Below are 24601 nucleotides of genomic sequence, written 5' to 3'. Positions count from 1 at the left end.
CGGCATGCGGCGCGCACTGGGTTGGCTGGGCCGCGGCCTGGCCATCGCAGTGCTCCTGCTGCTGTTCTGGCAGGCGGTGATCTTCACCCAGATCGTATGGTGGAGCCGCTTCGATCCCGACAGCACGCGCTTCATGCGCATGCGCCTGGCCGAGTTGCAGAAGACGGACCCCAACGCCCGCCTGCGTCACGAGTGGGTGCCCTACGAGCGCATCTCCATCCACCTCAAGCGCGCGGTGGTCGCAGCCGAGGACGACCGTTTCCTGGACCACCGCGGCTTCGACTGGGAGGGCATCCAGCGCGCGCTCGAGCGCAATGCCGAACGCGGCCGGCTGGCCGCCGGCGGCTCGACGATCAGTCAGCAGCTCGCCAAGAACCTCTTCCTGTCGCCCTCGCGCAGCTGGCTGCGCAAAGGCCAGGAGGCGGTGATCACGGTGATGATCGAGGCGACCTGGGACAAGCGTCGCATTCTCGAGGTCTACCTCAATGTCGCCGAATGGGGCAACGGCGTGTTCGGGGCGGAAGCGGCAGCACGCCACTACTACGGCCGCCCGGCTGCCAGCCTGGGGCCGGCAGAGGCGGCAAGGCTGGCCGTCATGCTGCCCAACCCTCGCCGCTACGAACGCAGTTTCGGCCCCCGCCTGGCCACCCACGCCAGCCGCGTGCAACGACGCATGGTGCATTCTCAGGTGCCGTGATGCGGCGCAACGAAAAATTCACCTGCCGTGACATGTTCAGGGTCGCCTGCGCCCGCCCAAGCCCGTAGAATTCCGCTTTTCCGCCCCGCCCGCCCCCAGCCTCCCTCCCACAAGGCCGTGCGATGACCGAGCCCGAAGAACTCCACCCCGACGACGTCCAGCACCACCTGCGCGAGGTGCAGGACCTGCTCGCACGCCAGAAAGTGGTGGAAGGGCTCGTGCACCGCCAGGACATGCCGCGCCATGAGCTGGTCGAGAACCTGGTCCACAAACAGCACGAAGCCGGGCTGCGCACCAAGCTCGACAGCCTGCACCCGGCCGACATCGCCTACATCCTCGAGGCCCTGCCGCGCGAAGAACGCCTATACGTGTGGGACCTGGTCAAGGCCGAGCGCGACGGCGAAATCCTGCTCGAGGTTTCGGACGCAGTTCGCGAGTCCCTGATCGAGACCATGGCGCCGGAAGAGCTCAAGGCCGCCGCCGAATCGCTCGACGCCGATGAGCTTGCCGACCTTGCCCCCGACCTGCCGCCCGAGGTCATCCAGGACGTCTTCCAATCGCTAGACACCGAGGGCCGCGAGCAGCTGCGCGCGGCCATGTCCTACCCTGAGGACTCGGTCGGCGCGCTGATGGACTTCGACATGGTGACGGTACGCGAGGACGTCAGTCTCGAAGTCGTGCTGCGCTACCTGCGCCGCTTCGACGAGTTGCCCGACCATACCGACAAACTCTTCGTGGTCGATCGCGAGGATCACCTCAAGGGCATCCTGACGCTCGAGTCCCTGCTCATCAACGACCCCGAACTCGAGGTCGCCGATGTGATGCGCTCGGAAACGGTGATCAGCTTCACGCCCGAAGACGAGGCCGATGAGGCCGCGCAGGCATTCGAGCGCTACGACCTCGTCTCGGCACCAGTCGTCGACGGCGAGAAACGCGTGATCGGCCGCCTGACGGTGGCCGACGTGGTCGATTACATCCGCGAGGAGTCCGAGGCCGAAATCCTCAGCCACGCCGGTCTGCGAGAGGAAGAAGACATCTTCGCCTCGGTGTGGAGCTCGGTGAAGAACCGCTGGGCCTGGCTGGCGATCAACCTGGTCACCGCCTTCATCGCCTCGCGCGTGATCGGCGCCTTCGAAGGCTCGATCGAGAAGCTGGTGGCGCTCGCTGCGCTGATGCCCATTGTCGCCGGCATCGGCGGCAACTCGGGCAACCAGACGATCACCATGATCGTGCGTGCGATCGCGATGGGCCAGGTCGAGCAGTCAGCGATGAACCGCCTGCTCAAGAAGGAACTCGGCGTCGCGCTGTTCAACGGTCTGGTATGGGGTAGCCTGCTCGGCGTACTGGCGTGGTGGCTGTATGGCAACGTCGAGCTTGGCATGGTAATGACCGCGGCGATGACCCTGAACCTCTTGCTCGCTGCCAGCGCCGGCGTGCTGATCCCGATGATCCGCATCCGCCTCGGCGCCGACCCGGCGCTGGGCAGCTCGGTAATGATCACCGCGCTGACCGACTCGGGCGGCTTCTTCATTTTCCTCGGGCTGGCGACGATATTCCTGCTTTGAGCGCGGCGGCTTGCGCCCTGCCGTAGGAGCGGCGCGAGCCGCGAGCCTTCTGGGGCGCTTCCGATCCGCCACGCCGCCTTCAACCCCTCGCGGCTGGCGCCGCTCCTACGACGACCCCACGCGCCGCTGCTCGCTGTAGGAGCGGCGCGAGCCTTTTGGGGCGTTTCCGATCCGCCACGTCGCCTTCAACCCCTCGCGGCTGGCGCCGCTCCTACGACGACCCCACGCGCCGTTGCTCGCTGTAGGAGCGGCGCGAGCCGCGAGCCTTTTGGGGCGCTTCCGATCCGCCACGTCGCCTTCAACCCCTCGCGGCTGGCGCCGCTCCTACGACGACCCCACGCGCCGCTGTTCGCTGTAGGAGCGGCGCAAGCCGCGAGCCTTTTGTGGCGCTTCCGATCCGCCACGCCGCCTTCAACCCCTCGCGGCTGGCGCCGCTCCTACGACGACCCCACGCGCCGTTGCTCGCTGTAGGAGCGGCGCGAGCCGCGAGCCTTTTGGGGCGCATCCGAGCCGCCACGTCGCCTTCAACCCCTCGCGGCTGGCGCCGCTCCTACGACGACCCCACGCGCCGTTGCTCGCTGTAGGAGCGGCGCGAGCCGCGAGCTTTTTAGGGCGTTTCCGATCCGCCACGTCGCCTTCAACCCCTCGCGGCTGGCGCCGCTCCTACGACGACCCCACGCGCCGTTGCTCGCGGTAGGAGCGGCGCGAGCCGCGAGCCTTTTGGGGCGCTTCCGATCCGCCACGTTGCCTTCAACCCCTCGCGGCTGGCGCCGCTCCTACCGGAGCTTCGTCGCGCGCAGCGAGGGGCTGGACAGGGTCGCGGCCTGGTTACCGCGGCGGCCTCAAGCCAGGCCGGCGAACACCTCGCGCGCGGCCGCCACCGTGGCGTCGATCTCGGCAGCGCCATGCGCTGCCGATACGAAGCCCGCCTCGAAGGCCGAGGGCGCGAAATAGTGGCCTGCCTCCAGCATGGCATGGAAGAAGCGGTTGAAGCGCTCCTTGTCCGAAGCCATCACATCGGAGAACGACGCCGGGACCTTATCGGCGAAATAGACGCCGAACATGCCGCCGACCGAATCCGCACTGAAGGTGACACCGGCATCCTTGGCTGCAGCGGCGAGACCACAGACCAGGCGTTGAGTGCTCGCAGCCAAGCCCTCGTAGAAGCCGGGCTCGCGCGTCAGCTTCAGTGACACCATGCCTGCCGCCACTGCCACCGGGCTGCCCGACAGCGTACCGGCCTGATAAACGCTGCCCAGCGGGGCGATCTTTTCCATGATGTCGCGGCGGCCGCCGAAAGCCCCAACCGGCATGCCGCCGCCGATCACCTTGCCAAGCGTCGTCAGGTCGGGCGTGATGCCGTAGAGCCCGGCCACGCCCTGCGGGCCGACACGAAAGCCCGTCATGACCTCGTCGAAGATCAGTACCGCGCCGTACTCGGTGCAGATCCGGCGCAGGCCTTCGAGGAAGCCCGGCTGCGGCTTGATCAGGTTCATGTTGCCGGCCACCGGCTCGACGATGATGGCGGCGATTTCACCGCCGCGCGCCTTGAACACGTCCTCGACCTGCTGCAGGTCGTTGTAGTCGAGCACGATGGTGTGCTTGGCGAAATCGGCCGGTACGCCACCGGACGACGGGTTGCCGAAGGTGAGCAGGCCGGAGCCAGCCTTCACCAGCAGGCTGTCGGCATGACCGTGGTAGCAGCCTTCGAACTTGACGATGGCATCGCGACCGGTAAAGCCCCGCGCCAGGCGGATCGCGCTCATCGTCGCTTCGGTGCCGGAACTGACCAGGCGCACCATCTCGACCGCGGGCAGAAGTTCGCAGATCAGCTCTGCCATCTCGACCTCACTCTCGGTCGGCGCGCCGAAGGACAAGCCCTTGAGCGCGGCCTCGCGCACCGCCTCGACAATGGCGGGATGGGCGTGGCCGGCGATGGCCGGCCCCCAGGAGCCGACGTAGTCGATATAGGCCTTGCCATCGGCGTCCCAAACCCGGGCGCCCTCGGCGCGCGCCAGGAAGCGCGGCGTGCCGCCGACCGAGCGGAAGGCACGCACCGGCGAATTGACACCGCCCGGAATGGTCTGCTGGGCGCGCTGGAAGAGGGTTTCGTTACGACTGGTCATGGTGCATTCGTCCTGAACTGCTTGCGAAAGGCGACATTGTGGCGCCCGCATGCGGCGCCGGTCCACCGTCAACATCAAGAACCGTCGCGCCCGCAGACCGACGCGCTAGAACAGGAGGCGGTATGCGCGCGCACGCGCCGCAGGGTCAGCAGCGCCGAAAACGTCGTTCACCACCGCCAGCAGGTGCGCGCCTGCGTCCACCACCTGCGCCGCATTCTCGAGCGTGATGCCGCCGATCGCCGCAACCGGCAGGCCCAGCTCGCGCCGCGCGCGGCTTATCAGTGCGAACGGCGCCGGCGGTGCATTCGGCTTGGTCTGCGAGGGAAACATCGCACCGAAGGCAATGTAGCTGGCCCCCACCTCGGCACCCTCAGCGGCGCGCGCCCAATCAGCATAGCAAGTCAGACCGAGGATGCGATCACGGCCAAGGGCTTCGCGCGCCGCAGCCGGCAGACCGTCGTCACGGCCGAGGTGGGCGCCGTCGGCGTCGAGTTCGAGCGCCAGCGCAAGGTCGTCATTGATGATGAAGGGCACGCCGGCGCGACGGCAGAGCGCCTGCAGCGCACGTGCCTGAATACGGCGCAGTCGTGCATCGGCGACCTTGCTGCGGTACTGCAGCAGCACCGGGGCGCCCGCGAGCACTTGCTCGGTGAGTTCGAGCAGGCGCGCCGTGTCCGGCGTGTCGGGGGTAACGGCATACAGGCCACGTAGCGTCGTGGCAGCAGATTCGGTCGACAGCTCAGTCATCGCCACCATCCTTGCCGCGCGCCCAGAAGAAGCGGTCTGGCAGTGGCTGGCCCATGCCAGCGCGGTAGGCATGGCGCAGTGTGTGGTGGGTGAACTCCTGCGCCTCGCGCACCGCCTCGGGAAGCGCCATGCCATGGGCAAGCGCCGCCGCTGCCGCAGCCGCGAGGGTTGTTCCCGCCCCCAGGAAGCTGCCCTGCAGGTATGACCATGCATCCGTGCGCACAACGCCGTCCTGACCGAACAAGGTATTGACCACTTGCGGCCCATGCCCCCGGGCGCCAGTGAGCAAGACGAACTCGGTGCCGCAGCCAAACAGGCGGGCGAGCACTTCGTCACTGGCGGGATCGGGCACCACTGCATCTTCGTCCGCGTCGTCCTCATCGGCCTCGGTCATGCCCGCAAGCAGGCACAACTCATGGTAGCCCGCCACCAGCAAGGTGGTCTGCGGCAGGATCAGGTCCGACAGGGCGGCAACGATCTCGTCACCGTCATCGCCGATGGCGACTGCCGCCTGCAGGGCGGGCTCCACCACCAGCGGCACCTCGGGATAGTCGGACAGGATTTCGGCGATCAAGGCGACATTCTCGACGCTACCGCAGAAACCGAGCTTGAACGCAGCGACCGGTACGTCCTCCAGCACGGTGCGCGCCTGCATGACGATCAGTTCGGGCTCGACCGGCCACACCTCGTGGATGCCGCGTGTATCCCGCACCAGCGCAGCGGTCTGCACTGGCAGCGGATGGCACCCCATGCTGGCCAGGGTCAGAACTTCGGCAGCAAGGCCTCCGCCGGCGGTCGCATCGGCCGCAGACAGGCACATCACACAGGGCGGGGTCTCAGGAATGGCTATGGGCATGAACGCTGACTGAAGAACTGCGCCACTCGGGCGCGACGGTGAATGCGGTAATATGCGGCGAATTCTAACCGCTGGGCTCGGGGCACAGCGCCTCGAGTCAGGAGTAATCATGGCCGATCGCGATTACAAGACCTACATGTGCCTCATCTGCGGCTTCATCTACGACGAGGCCGCCGGCCTCCCCGAGGAGGGCATTGCGCCGGGAACGCGCTGGGAGGACGTCCCGCCGAACTGGACCTGTCCGGAATGCCAGGCACGCAAGGAAGATTTCGAGATGGTGGAGATCTGAGCGGCGGACTGTCGCACTCCCGCCCCTTTGGACGTTTTGGCAGGAAAGCAGCATGGATATTGCCGGCCTGAAGGTCATGATCATCGATGACAGCAACACCATCCGCCGCAGTGCCGAGATCTTTCTCGGCCAGGCCGGATGCGAGGTACTGCTCGCCGAGGACGGCTTCGACGCCCTGGCGAAGATCACCGACCACCGCCCGGACGTGATCTTCGTAGACATCATGATGCCCAGGCTGGACGGCTACCAGACCTGCGCCCTGATCAAGAAGAACGCCCGCCTGGCATCGACGCCGGTGATCATGCTGTCCTCCAAGGACGGTCTGTTCGACCGTGCTCGCGGACGCATGGTCGGCTCCGACGAGTACCTGACCAAGCCATTCACCAAGGACAGCCTGCTCAAGGCAGTCGCAAACCACGCGGCGCGCGGCGGCGCGCGCTGAGCATTCAACCCGCAGGACCCGACGATGCCGATCCGCAAGATTATGGTGGTGGACGATTCGCCCACCGAGCGCCTGTCGCTACAGGAGCTTCTCACCCGTAACGGCTACCAGGTGATCACCGCCGAGGGCGGCGAAGAGGCCGTCACCCGTAGCAAGACCGAGTTGCCCGATCTGATCCTGATGGACGTCGTGATGCCCGGCATGAACGGCTACCAGGCCACGCGCACGATCAGCCGCAGCGAAACGACGCGCGAGATCCCGATCATCATGTGCACAAGCAAGGGCCAGGAAACCGACAAGATCTGGGGGATGCGCCAGGGCGCTTTTGCCTACTTGGTGAAGCCCGTCGACCACGAAGAACTGCTTGCCCGCATCCGGGCCCTTGGCTGAGACCGGACATGGCCCGCGGCAGCCTGCGTGAATTTCAGGAGCACCTCGCCCGCCGGCTCGCCGAGTCGAAGACGGCAGAACGGCGCGGCCTGCTCGGTTTCCAGTGCGGCAACGAGAACTGGGTGATCGAGCTTGCCGAGGCAGGCGAGATCCTTCCCCCACCTGCACTGGCCGAAGTCCCGCTCACCCGCCTCTGGTACCGAGGGCTGGCCAACGTACGCGGCACGCTCTACAGCGTGGTCGACCTGGCGCAGTTCTGCGGCCAACCCCCCATCGTGGCAGCGGGCCGGGCGCGCTTGCTGCTGGTCGGCGCCCGCCTGGGCATTCACTGCGCCCTGCTCGTCTCGGCGTCGTCCGGCCTGCGCAGCCACGAGGACTTCGAAACCGACCCGAACGCTGACGGGCGCCCCTGGGTTGCGCGCCGACTGCGCGACCTGCAGGGTCGGATCTGGCACCAACTGGACGTGGCGCGCCTGCTTGCCCATCCCGACTTTCTCGACGCGGGCCTGCACTGATACCGCACGCATGCACGCGAACCGAACCCACACAATGACGATCGAGCATCCGACATGGCCATGACACTGTTCGGCAGCAAGCCCTCCAGCGACAACACCGACGGCAGCACCATCATCGACACCGGCGCCGGCAAAGCCGGCGCCCCGGCAGCGCGCAAGGACGAGAGCGCCATTGGTACCCGCCTGCGCAGCCTGGGTGCCCTCTTTGTCCTCCTCGGCGCAGCCAGTGCAGGCCTGCTCGTGTTCCAGGCCCGTGAATCGGCCACCGCGACCTTGCAGGTGCGCGCGGCAGGCGAACTGCAGCTCCTCTCTCAGCAACTCGCCAACGCGGCCCCACCGGCTGCGCGCGGCGACGCTGCGGCGCTGAGCGCGTTGGGCGATGCGCGCAGCCGCTTCGGCACCCTGCTCGGCGCCCTTGGCCAGGGCGGCGCAGTCGACGGTGGCACGATGGCGGCTCTGCCTGAACATGCACGCCCCCATCTTCAGCAGCTCGAACAATCCTGGCAGCAGATCGCAAGCGACGCCGGCCAGCTCACCGGACAAGGCCCGGTATTGGTCGAGGCGAAGGCTGCCGCAGCGGTGATCGTCGAGCGAGCGCCGACGCTGCAGGCGCTTGCAGAACGTGTCGCCGGCCTGCTCGTGCTGGGTGAGGCAAGCACCGGGGAGATCGTGGCCGCCCACCGCCTGGCCACACTCTCCCAGGGGATTGCCAATGCCGCGACGACGCTGCAGCTCGCCGACACCCTGCCACCGGATCTCGGTGCCCGCCTGACGCAAGATGCGGAAGCCCTGCTCAATCAGTTCGAGCGCCTCCGCCGCACGAACGCCAACGGCAACTACGCAGGCCTGTTCTCCGAACTCGAGAACGGCATCGGCAGCGTGCGCGAAGCGGCTACCGCTCTCGCCGAGCCCTTCGAGCCCCTCGCCGCCAGTCGCACCGCGGCACAGCGCATCCAGTCGGACGCGCGCACCCTGGGTGCTTCGGCCGCTGCGCTCGGCACCACGCTCATCGGCACCTCGAGCGCCATTGGCCCGCTCAATGCGGGTGCGGCGCTCTGCACGCTGCTCGCCCTTGTCGTGCTGCTGTTGATGGCCCGCACCTACCGCGCGGATGTCGCGCAACGTCGCCAGGAAGCCGAGCGCCAGCGCCAGGATGCAGAGAACGAGCGCAACCACACCCAGCAGGCCATCCTGCGGCTGATGAACGAAATGGGCGACCTCGCCGACGGCGACCTCACCGTGCGCGCGACGGTCACCGAGGACATCACCGGCGCCATCGCCGACTCGGTCAACTACACCATCGAGGAGCTCTCCGTCCTCGTCGGCCGCATCAACGATGCCGCCTCCCGCGTCACCTCCGCCACCGAAACCGCCCAGCGCACCTCGACCGAGTTGCTGGCCGCAACCGATCGCCAGTCCCAGGAGATCGAGGAGGCCGGCAACAGCGTCGAACACATGGCGCAGTCGATGTCCGAAGCGTCGGCACGCGCACTGCAGTCCGCACAGGTCGCACGCAGCTCGCTGCAAGCGGCCCGCAAGGGCGCAGACGCGGTGGAAAACACCATCCGTGGCATGAACGACATCCGCGGCCAGATCCAGGAGACCGCGAAGCGGATCAAGCGCCTCGGCGAGTCCTCGCAGGAGATCGGCGAAATCGTCGAGCTGATCTCGGACATCACCGAACAGACCAACGTGCTGGCGCTCAATGCCGCCATCCAGGCCGCCTCGGCAGGCGAAGCGGGGCGCGGCTTCACCGTCGTTGCCGAGGAAGTGCAGCGGCTCGCCGAACGCTCGGCCGAGGCGACCAAGCAGATCGCCGCGATCGTGAAGACCATCCAGACCGACACCCAGGATGCCGTCAGCGCGATGGAGAACGCCACCCGCAATGTGGTCGAAGGCGCCCAGCTGTCCGACGCCGCCGGCCAGGCGCTTGCCGAGATCGGCCAGTTCACGCAGGAAACCGCACGCCTGATCGAACAGATCTCGATCGACACCGAGCAACAGGCCACCTCGGCGGGACGCGTCGCGGCAAGCATGAAGGACATCCTCGGCATCACCGAACAGACCACGCTTGGCACCAAGCAGACGGCGGTGTCGATCGGCCAGCTCGCCGAGCTCGCAGTCGAACTCAAGGGCTCGGTTTCGGGCTTCAAGGTCTGACCTCCGGTACGCGGAACCCCACCATGACAAACGCCACCGCGCCGGACCTCGGACCGCTGACCTGGGTCAAGGGCGAGATCGACGCCGCGCTTGCCCGGGCCGACGAAGGCCTTCAGGACGCCGGATCAGGCACATCCGCACTGCAGTTCGCGCAGACTCACCTCCATCAGGTCCGCGGCGCGCTGTCGATCGTGGGCCTCGACGGTCTCACCCAGTTCGCGGACACCCTCGAGCAACTGCTGGGCGACATGATCCGCGGCGAACAGCCGGCCGACCCGGCGCATCGGGCGCTCGCCCGGCGCGCACTGGCCGTGATCGGCAACTACCTCGAGGAAATCGCCCACGGCGCGCCCGACCAGGCGCTGCGCCTGGCGCCGCATTACCTTGCCCTCGGTGCTGCCCGCGGCCTCAGCGATGCAGGACCGGTCGACCTGTTCCATCCCGACCTGTCGCGCCGCCCATCACTGCGCACGCCGGCACGGACGCCCACGGAAGACCATGCCACCAGCCTGCGCGCAGCGCGCAGCCGCTTCGAGCGCGGCCTGCTCGACTGGCTGCGCAAGGGGCCGGCGAGCGACGGCGCGCGCGCCATGCGCGAAGCCATGGCCGAAGTCGAAGCGCTGCAGCGCGCGACCCCCACACACACCCTGTGGTGGGTGAGCCTGGGCTTCTTCGACACCCTGATCCACGACGACAGTACGCCCGACCCGGCGCTCAAGCGCCTGTGCGCACAGGTCGATGCGCAGTTCCGGCGCCTGCTTGCCGGGACACCTTCGGCACCCGACCGGCTTGTGCGCGAGCTGTTGTACCGCATTGCCACAAGCCCCACGCATACCCCGCAGCAAGCCGAGGTGAAAGCGTGCTGGCAGCTCGATGGACTGATCCCGGAGCCCGGAGCAGCAGTCAGCGAGACACCGATCGCCCCCCTGCTCGAGCGCCTCAACCGACAGCTTGCCCAGGCCCGCGAGCACTGGGACGCATTCTGCTCAGGCACCGCCGTTGCGCTGGCCCAGTTCGACGACGCGCTCGAGGCGCTCAGTCTCGCTGCACGCCCGCTCGAACGTCCGGTCGCCCTGCGGCTGCTCGATGCCATGCTTGGCTTTGCGCGCTGGCTGCGCCGCGACCCGCTCCAGTTCACCGACGCAGGTGCGCTCGAACTCGCAACCGATCTGTTGATGCTCGAAACGGCTTTCGAGCGCCGCCCCCCCGATGCCGACCTTGCCCGGCGGGTGAATATCGCTCTCGCCCGCCTCGCGAGCCTGCAGCGCGGCGAGACGCTGCCCGAGGATGGAGGCGCCCTCGACCTCGGCAGCGCAGCCCAGTCGCAGGAGAAGGCGGCACTCGCCCAGGTCGCCAAGGAAATGCTCGCCAGCCTCGCCCTGGTCGAACAGGCGCTGGACGATTTCTTCCGCAACCAGGCCAAGCGCGAGCCGCTGCAGCACCTGCACAAACCGCTGCAGCAGATCATCGGCGCGCTGAGCATGCTCGGCGAAACCGACGCACTGCGCCTGGTGCGCGACGCCTCGACCCGTATCGCCGGTCTCGCCCACGCCGAGAGCAGCGACAGCCCGGGCGAGTTCGAAGCCCTTGCCCACACGCTCTCGGCCCTGGGCTTCTACATCGAGGCGCTACCTCGCGGCAACGTCCGCCTCGACGACTTGCTCAACCCGCATGCGGCCCAGGAGCAGCCGGCGTCGGTCCAGGCCGCAGGCTACACGGCCGCCGAACTCGCCCCCGCCGGCGTGTGCACCGAAGCGGAGGCGGAACCCGCCCCGGCCTCCGAAGCCTGCGCATCCGTAGGGGACACGGCAATCGCCACGCCTGGCCCAACGGCGCCCCCGGCGCCGACACAGGCCACGGATGAACGCAGCGAGCCCGAGGCCCTGCTGCCGCAGGAGCGCGATGATGACGAGATCACGCTCATCGAAGACCTCGAAGACGCCGCGGCGCTCGAATTCGACATCGCTCCACCGTTACTGGCCCCGCTCGAGATCCCGACCGCCACGCCCGCTGTGCCGGTGGCGAGCAGCGCCAGCCAGATCGATGCGGAACTGCTCGCGATCTTCATCGAGGAGGCCGTCGAGGTCCTCGCCACGGTGCGCGAGCACCTTGAACTGCTGCGCACGGAGCCGTCCGCGGGCGAGCATCTCATCACCATTCGTCGTGGCTTCCACACCTTGAAGGGCAGCGGCCGCATGGTCGGCCTGAGCGCGCTCGGCGAGGTAGCGTGGGCGGTAGAGCAAACGCTCAACCGCTGGTTGCAGCTGGACTGGCCGATCACACCTGCCTTGCTGCATTTCGTCGATGACGGACAGCAACTGTTCGACAGCTGGGTATCCAGCCTGCAGGCGGGCAGCGGCAGCATTCCCGATGCGCAAGCGCTGACCGCAGAAGCCGAGCGCCTGCGCGCTGCGGAAGAGCCCCCCCTCGCTCCCCCCCTTGCCCCCGAGTCGGCGCCGGAATGGTCGCCCGAGGCAGCGACGGACACCCGCATCGAAGCCGATGCAGGCGTCACCGCGCTCGACTTCCCCACCCTCGAACTCGGCGACGAGGGTGAGATCCTGCCGCTACCGGCCTTGGGCGACGAAACCGTAGCGGTGGAACCGGCGCCGGCGGCGGAAACCGGGGTCACCATCGAAGCTGCCGACTATCTGCTCGATGGCGATATCGGTGACATCGGCATCATGCCCTCCACCGCCGAAGCCGATCAGCTCGACGCGGAAGAGGCCGTCGAGGATCTCGGCACGCCGGCAGCCGCCGCGGCCGAAGCCCCCTCGGCAGCACAGCCCAGCGCTGAGACGTCCGCCGCTGCCGAGTCGATCGAACTTGACGGACAGTCGATCTCGCGAGCCTTGCACGAGCTCTACTGTATGGAGGCTGCACAGCACCTGGACGCGCTCGAGATCGAGTTCGAGCGCCTGCGTCTCGAGGGTAGCGGCGGCCCGACGCTGGCCGCACAACGCGCCGCCCATACGTACGCAGGCATCTCGGGCACTGCGAGGCTGACGGCGCCCCACCAGCTGGGGCGCGCACTCGAGCACGCGCTCGGGCGCCTGCGCGATGGTGGGCGCAGCCCCGATGCAAGCGAGCTCGAAGTACTCGACGCCAGCCTCGCCGCACTGCGGCAGATGCTCGACGACGTCTGCGCACTGCAGGCGCCCGAGCCGCAGCAAGCGCTTATCTGCGCACTCGATGCGGGCTTCCCGGCACAGCCGCCTGCGCCGCCTGCCGAGCACGAAGACGTCATCGCTTCGCCAACAGACAATCAGGCGGGCGCAGGCGTCGAACCGATCGCACAAGTGGAACACGAGGACGTTGGCCACGATGTGCAGCCGAGCGCGGCCGCAGGCGGCGCTGCGCCGGCCAGCCCGGCCGCCGGGCGCACGGCAGCGCCCGAAGACGAGGCCGCGCAGCACGACGACGTCGACACGCAGCTCCTGCCGATCTTCCTGGAAGAAGCCGCCGAACTGCTGACCGAACTGCATGCGACGCTACGCAGTTGGCGCAACGAGCCCGCGTCCGAGGAACATCCACGTGCGGTCGCCCGCGTGCTGCACTCGCTGAAGGGCAGCGCACGCATGACCGGTGCGATGAAGCTCGGCGCCCGCCTGCACGCACTGGAGTCGCGTCTCGAGGATGGGGTCGCGGCGCGCGAGGCGGCTGCCAGCCTCGCCGACGAGCTCGCCCTCGGCCTCGATACGTGCGAGCAGCTCATCGACAACCTCGCCCTTCCGGGAGCGCCTGCGGCTGCGGCAACCGAGTCCGCGCCCGTGCCCGAGGCGGCGGCCGGCGTCGCTACGGACGCAGACGCACGGCCCATCAGCGCAGTGGCAGAGGGCGGAGAGGGCGAAACCATCGCCACCCCAACACTGCGCGTGCGTGCCGAGCTGATCGACCGCTTCGTCAACCAGGCGGGCGAAATCGGCGTCGCGCGCAGCCGAATCGACGGCGAACTGCGCACCCTGCGCCGCTCGCTGCTGGACCTGACCGAAAACGTCATCCGCCTGCGCAACCAGTTGCGCGAGGTCGAGATCCAGGCCGAGGTGCAGATGCAGTCACGCATCGCCCAGGCGGAATCGCAACACGGCGAGTTCGACCCGCTCGAGCTCGACCGCTACACCCGTCTGCAGGAACTGACGCGGATGATGGCCGAGAGCGTCAACGACGTCACCACGGTCCAGCAGAATCTGCTCCACAACCTGGATGGCGCCGACATCGCGCTCAACGGCCAGGCGCGCCTGTCACGCGATCTGCAGCAAGGTCTCATGCAGGTGCGCATGCTGCCCTTCGACAGCCTGGCAAGTCGGCTCTACCAGGTCGTTCGGCAAAGTGCGCGCGAACTCGGCAAACGTGCCACGCTCGACCTGCGCGGCGGACGCATCGAGCTCGACCGCAGCGTGCTCGAACAGGTCGCAGCCCCGCTCGAGCATCTGCTGCGCAATGCCGTCGCCCACGGCATCGAAACCCCGGCCGCACGCCGCGCCGCCGGCAAGGCGGAGACCGGTCGCATCGACCTCAAGGTGACTCAGGAGGGCAACGAGGTCGCGATCGAGATCGCCGACGACGGTGCCGGCCTCGACTTCGAGCGCATCGCCCAACGTGCGCGCGAACGTGGATTGATCGGTCCCGGCGAACACCCCGACGACAAGCGGCTCACCAACCTGATCTTCGTCTCCGGATTCAGCACGGCAAGCGAGCTGTCGGCAGTCTCCGGGCGCGGCGTCGGCATGGACGTGGTCAAGGCGCAGACCGCAGCAGCCGGGGGCCGGGTGGACGTCAGCAGTCGCCGCGGCGAAGGCACGCGCTTCCACATCCACCTTCCCCTCACCCTCGCCGTCACCCAGGCGCTGCTGGTACGGGCAAGTGCGCGGACCTGGGCCATTCCATCGAACATGGTCGTCCAGGCCATGGAACTCAAGCCCGACGCATTGCGCAAGGTGCAGGACGAACGCGGCCTGAACTGGCAGGGCGAGCACTTCGCCTACCGCTATCTGCCGCGGCTGCTCGGCGACCACGATGCCCGCCCCGAAGCGCAACGCTATACCTGGGTGCTGCTGCTGCGCGCAGGGGCGCAGACGCTCGCGCTACATGTCGACGGCCTGCGTGGCAACCAGGAAATCATCGTCAAGAACGCCGGCCCTCAGCTGACCCGGATCATCGGCATGTCGGGCGCCTCGGTGCTCGGCAATGGCGAGGTCGTGCTCATCCTGAACCCGGTTGCCCTGGCCAGCCGCGGCCTGACGGATGAGGATGGCGACGCGCCGGGTACTATCGAACCCCCGCCGCCGCCGCTTCACCTGCCGACGGTGATGGTGGTGGACGATTCGCTGACGGTGCGCAAGATCACCGGCCGGCTGCTTGAACGCGAGGGCTACCGCGTACTGACCGCAAAGGACGGCGTCGATGCGCTTGAACAGCTGATCGACACCCGCCCGGACGTCGTCCTGTCGGACATCGAGATGCCGCGCATGGACGGTTTCGACCTGCTGCGCAACATCCGTGCCGACGAACGCCTGCAGCACCTGCCGGTGATCATGATCACCTCGCGCCTGGCCGAGAAGCATCGCCGCTACGCTCAGGAGATCGGTGCCAACCACTACCTGGGCAAGCCCTATCAGGAAGAGGAACTCCTTGCCCTGGTTGCGGGCTACTGCGGACGAGTGGCCGGCTGAGACAGGCGCTGCGGCTCAGGCACCGAGCGCACGCGCCATGCGCGCGAGGGCTTCGTCGAGCGTCGCACGCGGACAACCTAAGTTGAGACGGACGAAGCCGGGAGCGCCAAAGGCTGCACCATCCGACAAGCCGACGCCGGCGGCCTCGAAGAAGGCCGTCGGGTCGGTCTGCGCGCGCTCGGCCATCATCTGCCGGCAGTCGATCCAGGCCAGGTAGGTCGCTTCGGGTACGACCATCTCAAGCCCGGGCATCTTGCCCACCGCCTCCACCACGCGCGCACGATTGCCGCGCAGATAGGCAAGCAGCGCCTGCCGCCAGTCGTCGCCATCGCGATACGCCGCCTCGGCCGCCACCATGCCGAGTACGTTCGCATGAGGCACGATGCCGCGCATGGCCTGCCGGTAGCGTCGACGCACCGCGTCATCGGGGATCACCGCGAAGGCGCAGTAAAGCGCGGGAATGTTCCAAGTCTTGGAGGGTGCCATCAGGGTGATCGTGCGCCGCGCCGTCGCCTCGTCGAGCGCGGCGATCGGGCGATGCGGACGCGCCTCGTCAAGCACCAGGCCGCAGTGGATCTCGTCCGAGCAGATCAGCAGGTCACGCTCGGCCGCAAACGCTGCAAGACGACGCAGTTCGGCCTCGTCGAACACGCGGCCGACCGGGTTGTGCGGGCTGCACAGCAGCAGCAGGCGGCTTCGCGACGAACTGGCTGCGGCAAGCGCGTCCCAGTCCCACTGCCAGCGCCCGTCTTGCAGCACCAGATCGCAGCGCTGCAGCACCCGGCCGACGTTCGCCGGCGCACTCAGGAAAGGCGGATACACGGGCGCGGCAGTCAGCACGCCATCGCCCGCCTCGCCCGCGATGGCGCAGGCGAGGTTGAAGCCCGTGACCACGCCCGGCAGCCACACCAGCCAGTCGGCCTCGATCGACCAATCGTGGTCGCGCCGCAAACCGTCGATCACCGCGTCGACGAGCGAGGGCCAGGCCTCCGTGTAGCCGAACACGCCATGGCCAACGCGCTGCTGCAGCGCCTCGAGCACCGCAGGCGGCGCCGCGAAATCCATGTCGGCGACCCACAGCGGCAGCACGTCGCGCCCGGCATAGCGCCCCCACTTCTCGCTCGGCAGGCTGCGGCGGTCGATGATGCGGTCGAAATCGAAAGGCTCGGCGGTCATGGTGCAGGATCCGGGGACAGGACACGCATTGTCCCGCATTGCGGCCCGAGCTTGCACGCTGCTGTGCCGACTCATCCACCATCCTTGAGCACCCCGAAGCGCAGCAGCGTGCGCTCGCGTGCGGCCGCGTGATCCACGATCGGCGCCGGATAGTCCGCGCCGATCCGGGTCCGGCATGCGCTCTGATCGATGCCGCCCATTGTCCACGGCGCATGGATGAATTTGTCCGGCACGCGTGCAAGCTCGGGCAGGTAGCGGCGAATGAAACGCCCCTCCGGGTCGAACTTCTGCGACTGAGTTACCGGGTTGAAGATGCGGAACCAGGGTTGGGCATCGCAGCCGGTAGAGGCCGCCCACTGCCAGCCACCATTGTTGGCCGCAAGATCGTAGTCGTTGAGGTGGTCGGCGAAGTGGCGCTCGCCGCGCCGCCAGTCGATACCCAGGTCCTTGGTCAGGAAAGACGCCACGATCATGCGCAGCCGGTTGTGCATGTAGCCGGTCTGGTTGAGCTGGCGCATGGCCGCATCCACGATCGGATAGCCTGTGCGCGCCTCGCACCAGGCCTCGAACAGCTCAGCGTCGTCGTCCCAGACGATCGCCGCGTACTCCGGTCGGAAGGCGCGCTCGAGCACATGCGGGTTGTGCCAAAGGATCATGTGGTAGAAGTCGCGCCAGATCAGCTCGCCGAGCCAGCATTCCGCCCCCTCGCCACCGCGGCTGCGCGCCGCCGCGCATAGCTGGCGCACCGACACCGTGCCAAAGCGCAGGTGGGTCGACAGATAGCTCACCCCTTTCACCGCGGGGAAGTCGCGGGCGCGCTTGTAACGCTCGATGCGGGCGAGAAAGTCGTCTAACAGCTGCCTGCCGCCACTCATGCCCACCGGCATCCTCATCGCGGTCAGGTTGGTCGCCTCGAAACCGATCGCGCCGAGCGCCGGTACGCCGTCGCCAGCCTGCCGTGGCGCCAGGCGGCCTGCAAGGGGCTCGACGGGCCATGACGCGAGGCAGGCTTCGTCCACCATCCTCAGCCAGGCATTCTTGTAAGGCGTGAATACGCTGAACGGACGGCCAGCCTGGGTCAGCACCTCGTCGCGCTCGAACACGACCTGGTCCTTGAAATCCTCGAAGCCGATACCGGCTTCAGCCAGGCGCTGAGCCACACGGCTGTCGCGCTGGATCGCCGCCGGTTCGTAATCGCGGTTGGCGAATACCTTGTCCACACCCAACTCGAGCGCGAGCGCCGGGATCAGTTCATCGGCACGGCCATGGCGGACGATCAGCCCTGCCCCCCCACCTCCCGCTGCGCGGGACAGGGCATCGAGCCCGGCATCGAGTTCGATCAGGCTGCGCTGTATGAACTCGACCCTGCGGTCGGCTTTCGAGGGCAGCGCATCGAGAATCGCGCTATCGAACACGAAAACGCAATGCACACGATCGGCAAAGCGCAAGGCATGATACAAGGCGGCATGGTCGAAGCTGCGCAGGTCACGGCGAAACCAGACAAGGGCGGATGGCATGTTTTGTCCAGGACAAGTTTGAGCACATTATGGCGCATCCTGCACACATTCCCTCGGCTCACCAGACACGGACCAAGTGATCGGACCGCGGCGGCTCAAGACATGACCACGCCCTGCCGATATTCTGGTCAGCATCCCCTGGCAGTGTCCAACAACAACATCCCGAAGAATCGGAGTTCTGAATGAACGGCCTCTTTTCCTCACTAAAAGTAGGGTTACGCCTGGGTATCCTGCAGGTGCTTATGCTGGCATTCATGCTCGGCATTGGCACACTCGGCCTCTATGGCATGGCATCGACCGTATCCAGCCTGCAGCGCATGCATACCGAACAGCTGACGCCGATGCAGCACCTGGGCGAGGTCCGGGGGGCAGTTCAGGGGATCAACCTCGAGCTGCTGCGTGCGCTTCAGCATCAGCCCGGGCACGCACTGGTGGCACTGCACAATCACCCGACGTCGCTGCACCTGGAACGGGTCACCAAGCATGTGGCCACCTTGACCCAGAGCTGGCAGGGCTATCAGGCGGGACGATCGCTCGATGCCGAAGAGCGCGCCCTGGTGGCGCAGTTCGACGAAGCGCTCAAGGAGATTCTGCCCCTGGTTCGCGATACGACTTCGGCCCTGAACCAGGACGACTTCTCGATGGCGGTCCAGCGTCGCTTCATCGTCGAAGGGCAGGCAATGATGATGTCGCGCTTCACCTTGCTCGATCAACTCGCCGCGGTTCAACTCAAGAAGGGCGAGGCGCTGACGGCGGATGCCGAGCGCGCCTACCGCGGCCAGCAGTGGCTGCTCTCAGGCCTGGTCATCGCCGCCGTACTGCTGGGGCTCATGGTGGGCGTCGCGATCCTGCGCTCGATCACGCGTCCGCTTGGCGAAGCACTCGCGACGGCGGAGACGATCGCCGAAGGGCGCCTTGACCGCCCAATCGCGCTCAGCGGCGGCAATGACGAACTCAGCCGACTCGGCGCTGCCCTTGAAGCCATGCAACGCAACCTGCGCCAGATCATCGGCGCCCTGCAGCACTCGGCGGAGCAGCTCTCGAGCTCGGCCTTGCAGCTGACCACCTCGGCGGACAGTGTGGCCAAAGCCTCGGGGCATCAGAGCGAAGCCGCGGCATCGATGGCGGCCTCGGTCGAGGAGGTGACGGTCAGCATCAACCACGTCGCCGACTCGGCGCGCGAAGCTGCGCGCCTGGCGCAGGAGGCGGGCGACCAGAGCAAGCAGGGCAGCGCCGTGATCAACCAGGCGGTGACCGGCATGCGATCGATCGCCGAGAGCACGCATTCCGCTACGCTCCGGGTGAGCGAGCTGCGCGATCGCACCAGCGAGATCTCGCGTGTGGTCGGGGTGATTCGCGACGTCGCCGACCAGACCAACCTGCTCGCCCTCAACGCCGCAATCGAGGCTGCACGGGCCGGCGAGCAAGGCCGCGGGTTCGCTGTGGTGGCGGACGAAGTACGCAAGCTGGCCGAACGCACCGCGCTCTCCACCACCGAGATCGGCCAATTGGTGGGCGCGATCCAGAACAGCGTCGGTGACGTGTCCGGCGTCATGGAACACAGCGCCACCACCGCAACCGAAGGGGTCGCCGTCGCCAATCAGGCAGGCGAGGCCATCGGCCGCATCGACGCCAGCGCCCAGGCAGTCGACAGCGTGGTCGGCGAGATCTCGACGGCCTTGCGCGAACAGGGCGCAGCCGCCAATGACATCGCCCGCAACGTCGAGCGCATCGCCGAGATGGCCGAGCACAACGCCAGCGTGGTCGAGCAGACCTCCGTCGCCGCACACACGCTGCACGAGATGGCCAAGAACATCGACAGCATGCTGCGCCGGTTCAGGATGTAGCACGGACGCCCTGCCGCCCCGAGTCCAGGCGCAAAGCGCCTGCACTCGGGGCCCGGAGCGGGCCAACGATCTCCACACCAAAATTGACACAGACCCCGCGCCATGAACCGGGGTGATCGGCGTAAAATCGGCGCATGGATACACCCACGGCCAACTTCACGCATCACTTCCTGATCGCCATGCCCAACATGGCCGATCCGCACTTCACGCGCACACTCACCTACATCGCCGAACACAACGAGCAGGGTGCGCTCGGCATCATCGTGAACCGGCCGATCGACATGACGCTGCACACCTTGTTCGAGCGCATCGACCTGCCGCTCGATGCGCCCGGCTTCGATGCGCAGCCGGTGTATTTCGGCGGTCCGGTCCAGACCGACCGCGGTTTCGTGCTCCACCGCCCGCTCGGCGAATGGCACTCGACGCTCAAGGTCAACGACGAGATTGGCCTGACCAGCAGCCGCGACGTTCTGCAGGCGATCGGCGCCCATGGCGAGCCGCACGACGTGCTGGTCACGCTTGGCTATGCCGGCTGGGCTGCGGGCCAGCTCGAGCAGGAACTGATGGACAACGCCTGGCTGACCGTGCCTGCCGACATGGCGATCGTGTTCGATCTGCCGCCCGAAGAACGCCTGGTCGCGGCCATGCAGAAGCTGGGCGTCGATTTCGCCAACCTCAGCGAGGTCGCCGGGCATGCCTGATGCGGCTCGCGCCGCGACGACAGGTCACGAAACCACGCCCGCGGGTGCGGCGCTGCCTGCTCGCGGCACGCTGCTCGGCTTCGACTTCGGTCTCGCCCGCATCGGCGTCGCCACCGGCGAACTCGAGACCGGGCAGGCCAGCGCCCTTACCACGCTGCACGACGAATCGAACGACGCCCGCTTCAAGGCCATCGCCCGACTCATCGCCGAATGGCGGCCGGTCGCGCTGGTGGTTGGCATTCCAGCTCACCTCGACGGCAGCGCACATGCGCTGACCGCGCGCTGCCAGCGCTTTGCCAACCAGCTCCACGGCCGCTTCGGCCTGCCCGTCCTCACCGCGGACGAACGCCTGAGCTCGGTCGCTGCCGAGGTCGAACTTGCCGACGCCGGCCTCAGGCACTGGCGCGAACGCAAGGCCGTGCTCGACGCCGCCGCGGCCCAGATCATCCTGCAAACCTTCCTGGACACACGCCGCCATGAAAGACCTTGACGCCGAAGCCCTGTATCAAACGCTCGCCGAACAGATCCGCCCGCAGGTCAGCCCCGCAACCGCCCTTGTCGGCATCTACACCGGCGGCCTCTGGCTGGCCGAGCGCCTGCACCGCGAGCTCGGCATCGCCCAGCCCCTGGGCGCCATCGACGTCTCCTTCTACCGTGACGACTACGCGAGCAAGGGACTGCACGCCAAGCCGCAGAAGACGGACATCCCGTTCAATGTCGACGGTGCCCACGTCATCCTGGTCGATGACGTGTTGTTCACCGGCCGCACCACGCGCGCGGCCGTCAACGAACTTTTCGACTTCGGCCGTCCGGCCATGGTCGAGCTCGCGGTCCTGGTCGACCGTGGCAGCCGCGAACTGCCGGTCGCCGCGCGCTACTGCGCCCACACCCTGCCCACGCCGCTGGCGCGCGAGCAGAACCTGGACCTGCGGCGCGACGAGGACGGCGTATTCTCCCTCCAGCTCACCCAGGCCAACCGCTGATACCGAGGCACGCCCGATGCGCAACCCCCAACTCAACAAGCACGGCGAACTGCAACACCTGCTGACCCTGGACGGTCTGCCGCGCAACATCCTCACCGCCATCCTCGACACCGCCGCGCCCTTCACCGAAGTCGCCGAACGCGAGGTCAAGAAGCTGCCGCTGCTGCGCGGCAAGAGCGTGTTCAACCTGTTCTTCGAGAACTCGACGCGCACCCGCACCACCTTCGAGATCGCCGCCAAGCGCCTGTCGGCCGACGTGGTGAACCTCAACATCAACACCAGTTCGGCCGCCAAGGGCGAGAGCCTGCTCGACACCGTCGACAACCTGTGTGCGATGCAGGCCGACATGTTCGTCGTGCGCCACGCCGCCAGCGGTGCACCGATGCTCATCGCCCAGCACCTGCAGAATACCGGGCGCGACCACATCCACGTGGTCAATGCCGGCGACGGCCGCCATGCGCACCCGACGCAGGGCCTGCTGGACATGTACACGATCCGCCACTTCAAGCAGGACTTCACCAACCTGACGGTGGCGATCGTCGGTGACGTGCTGCACTCGCGCGTGGCGCGCAGCCAGATCGCCGCGCTGACCACGCTGGGCGTGCCCGAGGTGCGCGTGATCGGTCCCAGGACCCTGCTGCCGACCGAGGTCGAGAAGCTGGGCGTACGCGTGTTCCACGACATGCGCGAGGGGCTGAAGGGTGTGGACGTAGTGATGATGCTGCGCCTGCAGAACGAGCGCATGAACGGCGCGCTGCTGCCCACACCGCAGGAGTACTACAAGATCTGGGGCCTCACCGCCGAAAAGCTGGCGCTGGCCAAGCCCGACGCCATCGTGATGCACCCCGGGCCGATGAACCGCGGCGTCGAGATCGACTCGGCAGTGGCCGACGGCGCGCAGGCGGTCATCCTGCCCCAGGTCACCTTCGGCATCGCCGTACGCATGGCGGTCATGAGCATGCTGGGCAGCCACTGAGCGCCCACTACCGATAGGCAATAGAGCATGAACATCCTGATTTCCAACGGCCGCGTCATCGATCCGGCCAACCGCAGCGACGCGGTGCAGAACGTGTATGTATCTGGCGGCAAGATCGTCGCCCTCGGCCAGGCGCCGGACGGCTTCGTCGCCGAGCGCACGATCGACGCCAGCGGCCTGGTCGTCGCCCCCGGCTTCATTGACCTCGCCGCACGCCTGCGCGAACCCGGCTTCGAGTACCGCGCCACGCTCGAATCCGAGATGGAGGCGGCGATGGCCGGCGGCGTCACCAGCCTGGCGATCCCGCCCGACACCGACCCCGCGCTCGACGAGCCCGGGCTGGTCGAGATGCTCACCTACCGCGCCAAGAAGCTCAACCGCGCCCACATCTACCCTGTGGGCGCGCTCACCATCGGTCTCAAGGGCGAGCGCCTGTCGGAGATGGCCGAACTGGTCGAAGCCGGCTGCGTTGCCTTCTCGCAGGCCAACGTGCCAATCGTCGACAACGCCGTACTGATGCGTGCATTGCAGTACGCCGCCACCTTCGACTTCCGTGTCTGGCTGCAACCGCTCGCACCTTTCCTGTCGCGCGGCGGCAACGCCCATGACGGTGAAGTCGCCACGCGCATGGGCCTGGCAGGGATCCCGGTCGCCGCCGAGACGGTGGCGCTGTTCACCTATCTGGAGCTTGCCAAGATCACCGGCGCACGCCTGCACATCACCCGCCTGTCGTCCGCTGCCGGCCTGGCGCTCATCGAGCAGGCACGTGCCGAGGGCATGGACGTCACCTGCGACGTGTCGATCAACCATGTGCACCTGTGTGACATGGATATCGGCTACTTCGACTCCAACTGCCACCTCATCCCGCCGCTGCGCAGCCAGCGCGATCGCGAGGCGCTGTGTCGAGGGCTGGCCGAAGGCCGCGTCAACGCGCTGTGCTCGGACCACACCCCGGTGGACGACGACGGCAAGCAAGCCCCCTTCTCGGAATCCGAGCCCGGTGCCACCGGCCTGGAACTGCTGCTGCCGCTCACGCTGAAATGGGCCGAGCGCGCCGGCCTGTCGCTGCTTGATGGCCTCGCCCGCATCACCTCCGATGCGGCCAGGATCGTCGGCATCACCAAGGCCGGCCACCTGGCGGTAGGTGCACGTGCGGACATCTGCGTGTTCGACCCCGACACCCACGTCACCGTTACCCGTGACAACCTGCGCAGCCAGGGCAAGAACACGCCCTTCCTCGGCATGGAGCTGCCGGGCAAGGTGCGCTACACCCTGGTCGAGGGGCAGGTGATGTACGCGGTCGACTAAGGCTGTGAGAGCCGGCCCTGCAGGGCCGGCTCCACTTCAGGCAAGCCCGGGCTCAGGCCCCGAACAGCAGCGGCGCAAAGCCGCCGCGCAGCCCGGCCAGCACCATCAGCACGATCTGCAGCACCAGCAACAGCACGAGCGGCGACAGGTCAACATTGGCGATGCTCGGCACCACGCGGCGGAACGGGCGCAGAAAGGGATCGGCAAGGGCATGCAGCAGCGGCGCAAGCGGTGCGTGCGGGCTGACCCAGGACAGCACGGCCGAACCGAGCACGACCGCGAACAGCAGATAGATCATCATGCGCACGGTCTCGATCAGGCCCACGCCGAGCAAGCCCAAGGCCACTGCGCCGGCATTGCCGCTGAACACCGCGCCGCGCAGGCTGAGCTCGAAGGCCACCAGCAGCATCTGAACGAGCCACGCTGGCAGCAGGCTCGCGAGGTCGAGGCCAAGCACGCCGGGGATGAAGCGGCGCAGCGGACGTACCACCCAGTCGGTGGTGGTCACGACGAACTGGCCGATCTGGTTGCGGAAGGAGATGCGCTGCCACTGCATGTAGAAGCGCGCGAGCAGCATCAGGGTAATGAAGCCGCAGACGGTGTTGAGCACCAGCAGCAGGATGTTCGCGAGCAT

Annotated in this window: 20 protein-coding genes; 14 read left to right on the top strand and 6 right to left on the bottom strand. The window is 67.5% G+C overall.

The window, feature by feature from the left end:
- Positions 1–4: 4 nt before the first annotated feature.
- Together mtgA and mgtE are read left to right on the top strand one after the other, a co-directional pair.
- The gene (gene mtgA / locus LQF09_RS03485) at positions 5–697 is read left to right on the top strand and encodes a monofunctional biosynthetic peptidoglycan transglycosylase (RefSeq protein WP_157384669.1); all 693 of its coding nucleotides are present in this window, start codon (positions 5–7) and stop codon (positions 695–697) included.
- 122 nt (positions 698–819) lie between these two features.
- Entirely contained in the window at positions 820–2262 is a 1443-nt protein-coding gene (gene mgtE, locus LQF09_RS03480) for a magnesium transporter (RefSeq protein WP_002933083.1), read from the top strand.
- Positions 2263–3104: 842 nt separating this feature from the next.
- On the opposite strand, the gene hemL is transcribed toward mgtE, so the two are convergent.
- From hemL to thiD, 3 genes are all read right to left on the bottom strand, one after another.
- On the bottom strand, positions 3105–4388 hold the full coding sequence (gene hemL, locus LQF09_RS03475; protein WP_002930416.1) for a glutamate-1-semialdehyde 2,1-aminomutase: 1284 nt from the start codon (positions 4386–4388) through the stop codon (positions 3105–3107).
- Positions 4389–4493: 105 nt separating this feature from the next.
- Positions 4494–5135, bottom strand: coding sequence for a thiamine phosphate synthase (gene thiE, locus LQF09_RS03470; RefSeq protein WP_002930415.1), 642 nt, complete (start codon positions 5133–5135; stop codon positions 4494–4496).
- Complete coding sequence (thiD, locus tag LQF09_RS03465; protein WP_443081770.1) at positions 5128–5991, bottom strand: bifunctional hydroxymethylpyrimidine kinase/phosphomethylpyrimidine kinase; 864 nt, start codon at positions 5989–5991, stop codon at positions 5128–5130. Before thiD ends, thiE begins: the two co-directional genes overlap by 8 nt.
- Positions 5992–6127: 136 nt before the next feature.
- Here thiD and LQF09_RS03460 point away from each other — a divergent pair, with 136 nt between their 5' ends.
- Genes LQF09_RS03460 through LQF09_RS03435 form a run of 6 tightly spaced genes read left to right on the top strand, consistent with a single transcriptional unit; the run spans position 6128 to position 15459 of the window.
- Positions 6128–6280 (top strand): rubredoxin, encoded by a 153-nt coding sequence (locus LQF09_RS03460; RefSeq protein ID WP_002930413.1) that lies wholly within the window; start codon positions 6128–6130, stop codon positions 6278–6280.
- Positions 6281–6332: 52 nt separating this feature from the next.
- Positions 6333–6722 carry a response regulator gene (locus LQF09_RS03455; RefSeq protein ID WP_002930412.1) on the top strand — a complete coding sequence of 130 codons (390 nt, stop codon included), beginning with the start codon at positions 6333–6335 and terminating at the stop codon, positions 6720–6722.
- Between the two features lie 24 nt (positions 6723–6746).
- Positions 6747–7112 (top strand): response regulator, encoded by a 366-nt coding sequence (locus tag LQF09_RS03450; RefSeq protein ID WP_002930411.1) that lies wholly within the window; start codon positions 6747–6749, stop codon positions 7110–7112.
- An 8-nt stretch (positions 7113–7120) separates the two neighbouring features.
- Positions 7121–7627, top strand: a complete 507-nt coding sequence (locus LQF09_RS03445) for a chemotaxis protein CheW (RefSeq protein WP_002930409.1) — start codon at positions 7121–7123, stop codon at positions 7625–7627.
- Between the two features lie 54 nt (positions 7628–7681).
- Positions 7682–9787, top strand: a complete 2106-nt coding sequence (locus LQF09_RS03440; protein ID WP_270069220.1) for a methyl-accepting chemotaxis protein — start codon at positions 7682–7684, stop codon at positions 9785–9787.
- A 23-nt stretch (positions 9788–9810) separates the two neighbouring features.
- Positions 9811–15459 (top strand): hybrid sensor histidine kinase/response regulator, encoded by a 5649-nt coding sequence (locus LQF09_RS03435; protein WP_270069219.1) that lies wholly within the window; start codon positions 9811–9813, stop codon positions 15457–15459.
- A gap of 15 nt (positions 15460–15474) precedes the next feature.
- Here LQF09_RS03435 and LQF09_RS03430 read toward each other — a convergent pair whose 3' ends face one another.
- Both LQF09_RS03430 and LQF09_RS03425 read right to left on the bottom strand, forming a co-directional pair.
- Positions 15475–16635 (bottom strand): MalY/PatB family protein, encoded by a 1161-nt coding sequence (locus LQF09_RS03430; RefSeq protein WP_270069218.1) that lies wholly within the window; start codon positions 16633–16635, stop codon positions 15475–15477.
- 71 nt (positions 16636–16706) lie between these two features.
- On the bottom strand, positions 16707–18152 hold the full coding sequence (locus LQF09_RS03425; RefSeq protein ID WP_270069217.1) for a cryptochrome/photolyase family protein: 1446 nt from the start codon (positions 18150–18152) through the stop codon (positions 16707–16709).
- Between the two features lie 182 nt (positions 18153–18334).
- Here LQF09_RS03425 and LQF09_RS03420 point away from each other — a divergent pair, with 182 nt between their 5' ends.
- The 6 genes from LQF09_RS03420 to LQF09_RS03395 all read left to right on the top strand — a co-directional run bounded on the left by LQF09_RS03420 (position 18335) and on the right by LQF09_RS03395 (position 23967).
- On the top strand, positions 18335–19999 hold the full coding sequence (locus LQF09_RS03420; protein ID WP_270069216.1) for a methyl-accepting chemotaxis protein: 1665 nt from the start codon (positions 18335–18337) through the stop codon (positions 19997–19999).
- Between the two features lie 134 nt (positions 20000–20133).
- On the top strand, positions 20134–20700 hold the full coding sequence (locus LQF09_RS03415) for a YqgE/AlgH family protein (RefSeq protein ID WP_002939988.1): 567 nt from the start codon (positions 20134–20136) through the stop codon (positions 20698–20700).
- Complete coding sequence (ruvX, locus tag LQF09_RS03410) at positions 20693–21190, top strand: Holliday junction resolvase RuvX (RefSeq protein WP_002930398.1); 498 nt, start codon at positions 20693–20695, stop codon at positions 21188–21190. Before LQF09_RS03415 ends, ruvX begins: the two co-directional genes overlap by 8 nt.
- Complete coding sequence (pyrR, locus tag LQF09_RS03405) at positions 21177–21683, top strand: bifunctional pyr operon transcriptional regulator/uracil phosphoribosyltransferase PyrR (RefSeq protein ID WP_002930396.1); 507 nt, start codon at positions 21177–21179, stop codon at positions 21681–21683. The genes ruvX and pyrR overlap by 14 nt, the downstream gene beginning before the upstream one ends.
- A 16-nt stretch (positions 21684–21699) precedes the next feature.
- Positions 21700–22659, top strand: coding sequence for an aspartate carbamoyltransferase catalytic subunit (locus LQF09_RS03400; protein WP_002939992.1), 960 nt, complete (start codon positions 21700–21702; stop codon positions 22657–22659).
- Between the two features lie 27 nt (positions 22660–22686).
- A complete protein-coding gene (locus tag LQF09_RS03395; protein WP_270069215.1) occupies positions 22687–23967 on the top strand; it encodes a dihydroorotase in 1281 nt (426 codons plus the stop codon).
- 52 nt (positions 23968–24019) lie between these two features.
- Here the strand turns inward: LQF09_RS03395 and LQF09_RS03390 are convergent, their stop codons facing one another.
- Entirely contained in the window at positions 24020–24601 is a 582-nt protein-coding gene (locus LQF09_RS03390) for a YggT family protein (protein ID WP_002940003.1), read from the bottom strand.

The organism is Thauera sp. WB-2 (assembly GCF_027594845.1).
GTDB classification, from domain to species: Bacteria; Pseudomonadota; Gammaproteobacteria; order Burkholderiales; family Rhodocyclaceae; genus Thauera; species Thauera mechernichensis.
The sequence above is the reverse complement of the archived record's forward strand: the minus strand, read 5'-3'. Positions and strand labels throughout refer to the sequence as shown.

Bases quoted from the DNA above. Each gene is read 5' to 3' on its own strand.
- LQF09_RS03425 (WP_270069217.1), bottom strand. From the start codon at position 18,152: ATGCCATCCGCCCTTGTCTGGTTTCGCCGTGACCTGCGCAGCTTCGAC.
- hemL (WP_002930416.1), bottom strand. From the start codon at position 4,388: ATGACCAGTCGTAACGAAACCCTCTTCCAGCGCGCCCAGCAGACCATT.
- LQF09_RS03415 (WP_002939988.1), top strand. From the start codon at position 20,134: ATGGATACACCCACGGCCAACTTCACGCATCACTTCCTGATCGCCATG.
- LQF09_RS03395 (WP_270069215.1), top strand. From the start codon at position 22,687: ATGAACATCCTGATTTCCAACGGCCGCGTCATCGATCCGGCCAACCGC.
- LQF09_RS03450 (WP_002930411.1), top strand. From the start codon at position 6,747: ATGCCGATCCGCAAGATTATGGTGGTGGACGATTCGCCCACCGAGCGC.
- ruvX (WP_002930398.1), top strand. From the start codon at position 20,693: ATGCCTGATGCGGCTCGCGCCGCGACGACAGGTCACGAAACCACGCCC.
- mgtE (WP_002933083.1), top strand. From the start codon at position 820: ATGACCGAGCCCGAAGAACTCCACCCCGACGACGTCCAGCACCACCTG.
- LQF09_RS03390 (WP_002940003.1), bottom strand. From the start codon at position 24,601: ATGCTCGCGAACATCCTGCTGCTGGTGCTCAACACCGTCTGCGGCTTC.
- pyrR (WP_002930396.1), top strand. From the start codon at position 21,177: ATGAAAGACCTTGACGCCGAAGCCCTGTATCAAACGCTCGCCGAACAG.
- thiD (WP_443081770.1), bottom strand. From the start codon at position 5,991: ATGCCCATAGCCATTCCTGAGACCCCGCCCTGTGTGATGTGCCTGTCT.
- LQF09_RS03430 (WP_270069218.1), bottom strand. From the start codon at position 16,635: ATGACCGCCGAGCCTTTCGATTTCGACCGCATCATCGACCGCCGCAGC.
- mtgA (WP_157384669.1), top strand. From the start codon at position 5: ATGCGGCGCGCACTGGGTTGGCTGGGCCGCGGCCTGGCCATCGCAGTG.
- LQF09_RS03400 (WP_002939992.1), top strand. From the start codon at position 21,700: ATGCGCAACCCCCAACTCAACAAGCACGGCGAACTGCAACACCTGCTG.
- LQF09_RS03455 (WP_002930412.1), top strand. From the start codon at position 6,333: ATGGATATTGCCGGCCTGAAGGTCATGATCATCGATGACAGCAACACC.
- LQF09_RS03420 (WP_270069216.1), top strand. From the start codon at position 18,335: ATGAACGGCCTCTTTTCCTCACTAAAAGTAGGGTTACGCCTGGGTATC.
- thiE (WP_002930415.1), bottom strand. From the start codon at position 5,135: ATGACTGAGCTGTCGACCGAATCTGCTGCCACGACGCTACGTGGCCTG.
- LQF09_RS03445 (WP_002930409.1), top strand. From the start codon at position 7,121: ATGGCCCGCGGCAGCCTGCGTGAATTTCAGGAGCACCTCGCCCGCCGG.
- LQF09_RS03440 (WP_270069220.1), top strand. From the start codon at position 7,682: ATGGCCATGACACTGTTCGGCAGCAAGCCCTCCAGCGACAACACCGAC.
- LQF09_RS03435 (WP_270069219.1), top strand. From the start codon at position 9,811: ATGACAAACGCCACCGCGCCGGACCTCGGACCGCTGACCTGGGTCAAG.
- LQF09_RS03460 (WP_002930413.1), top strand. From the start codon at position 6,128: ATGTGCCTCATCTGCGGCTTCATCTACGACGAGGCCGCCGGCCTCCCC.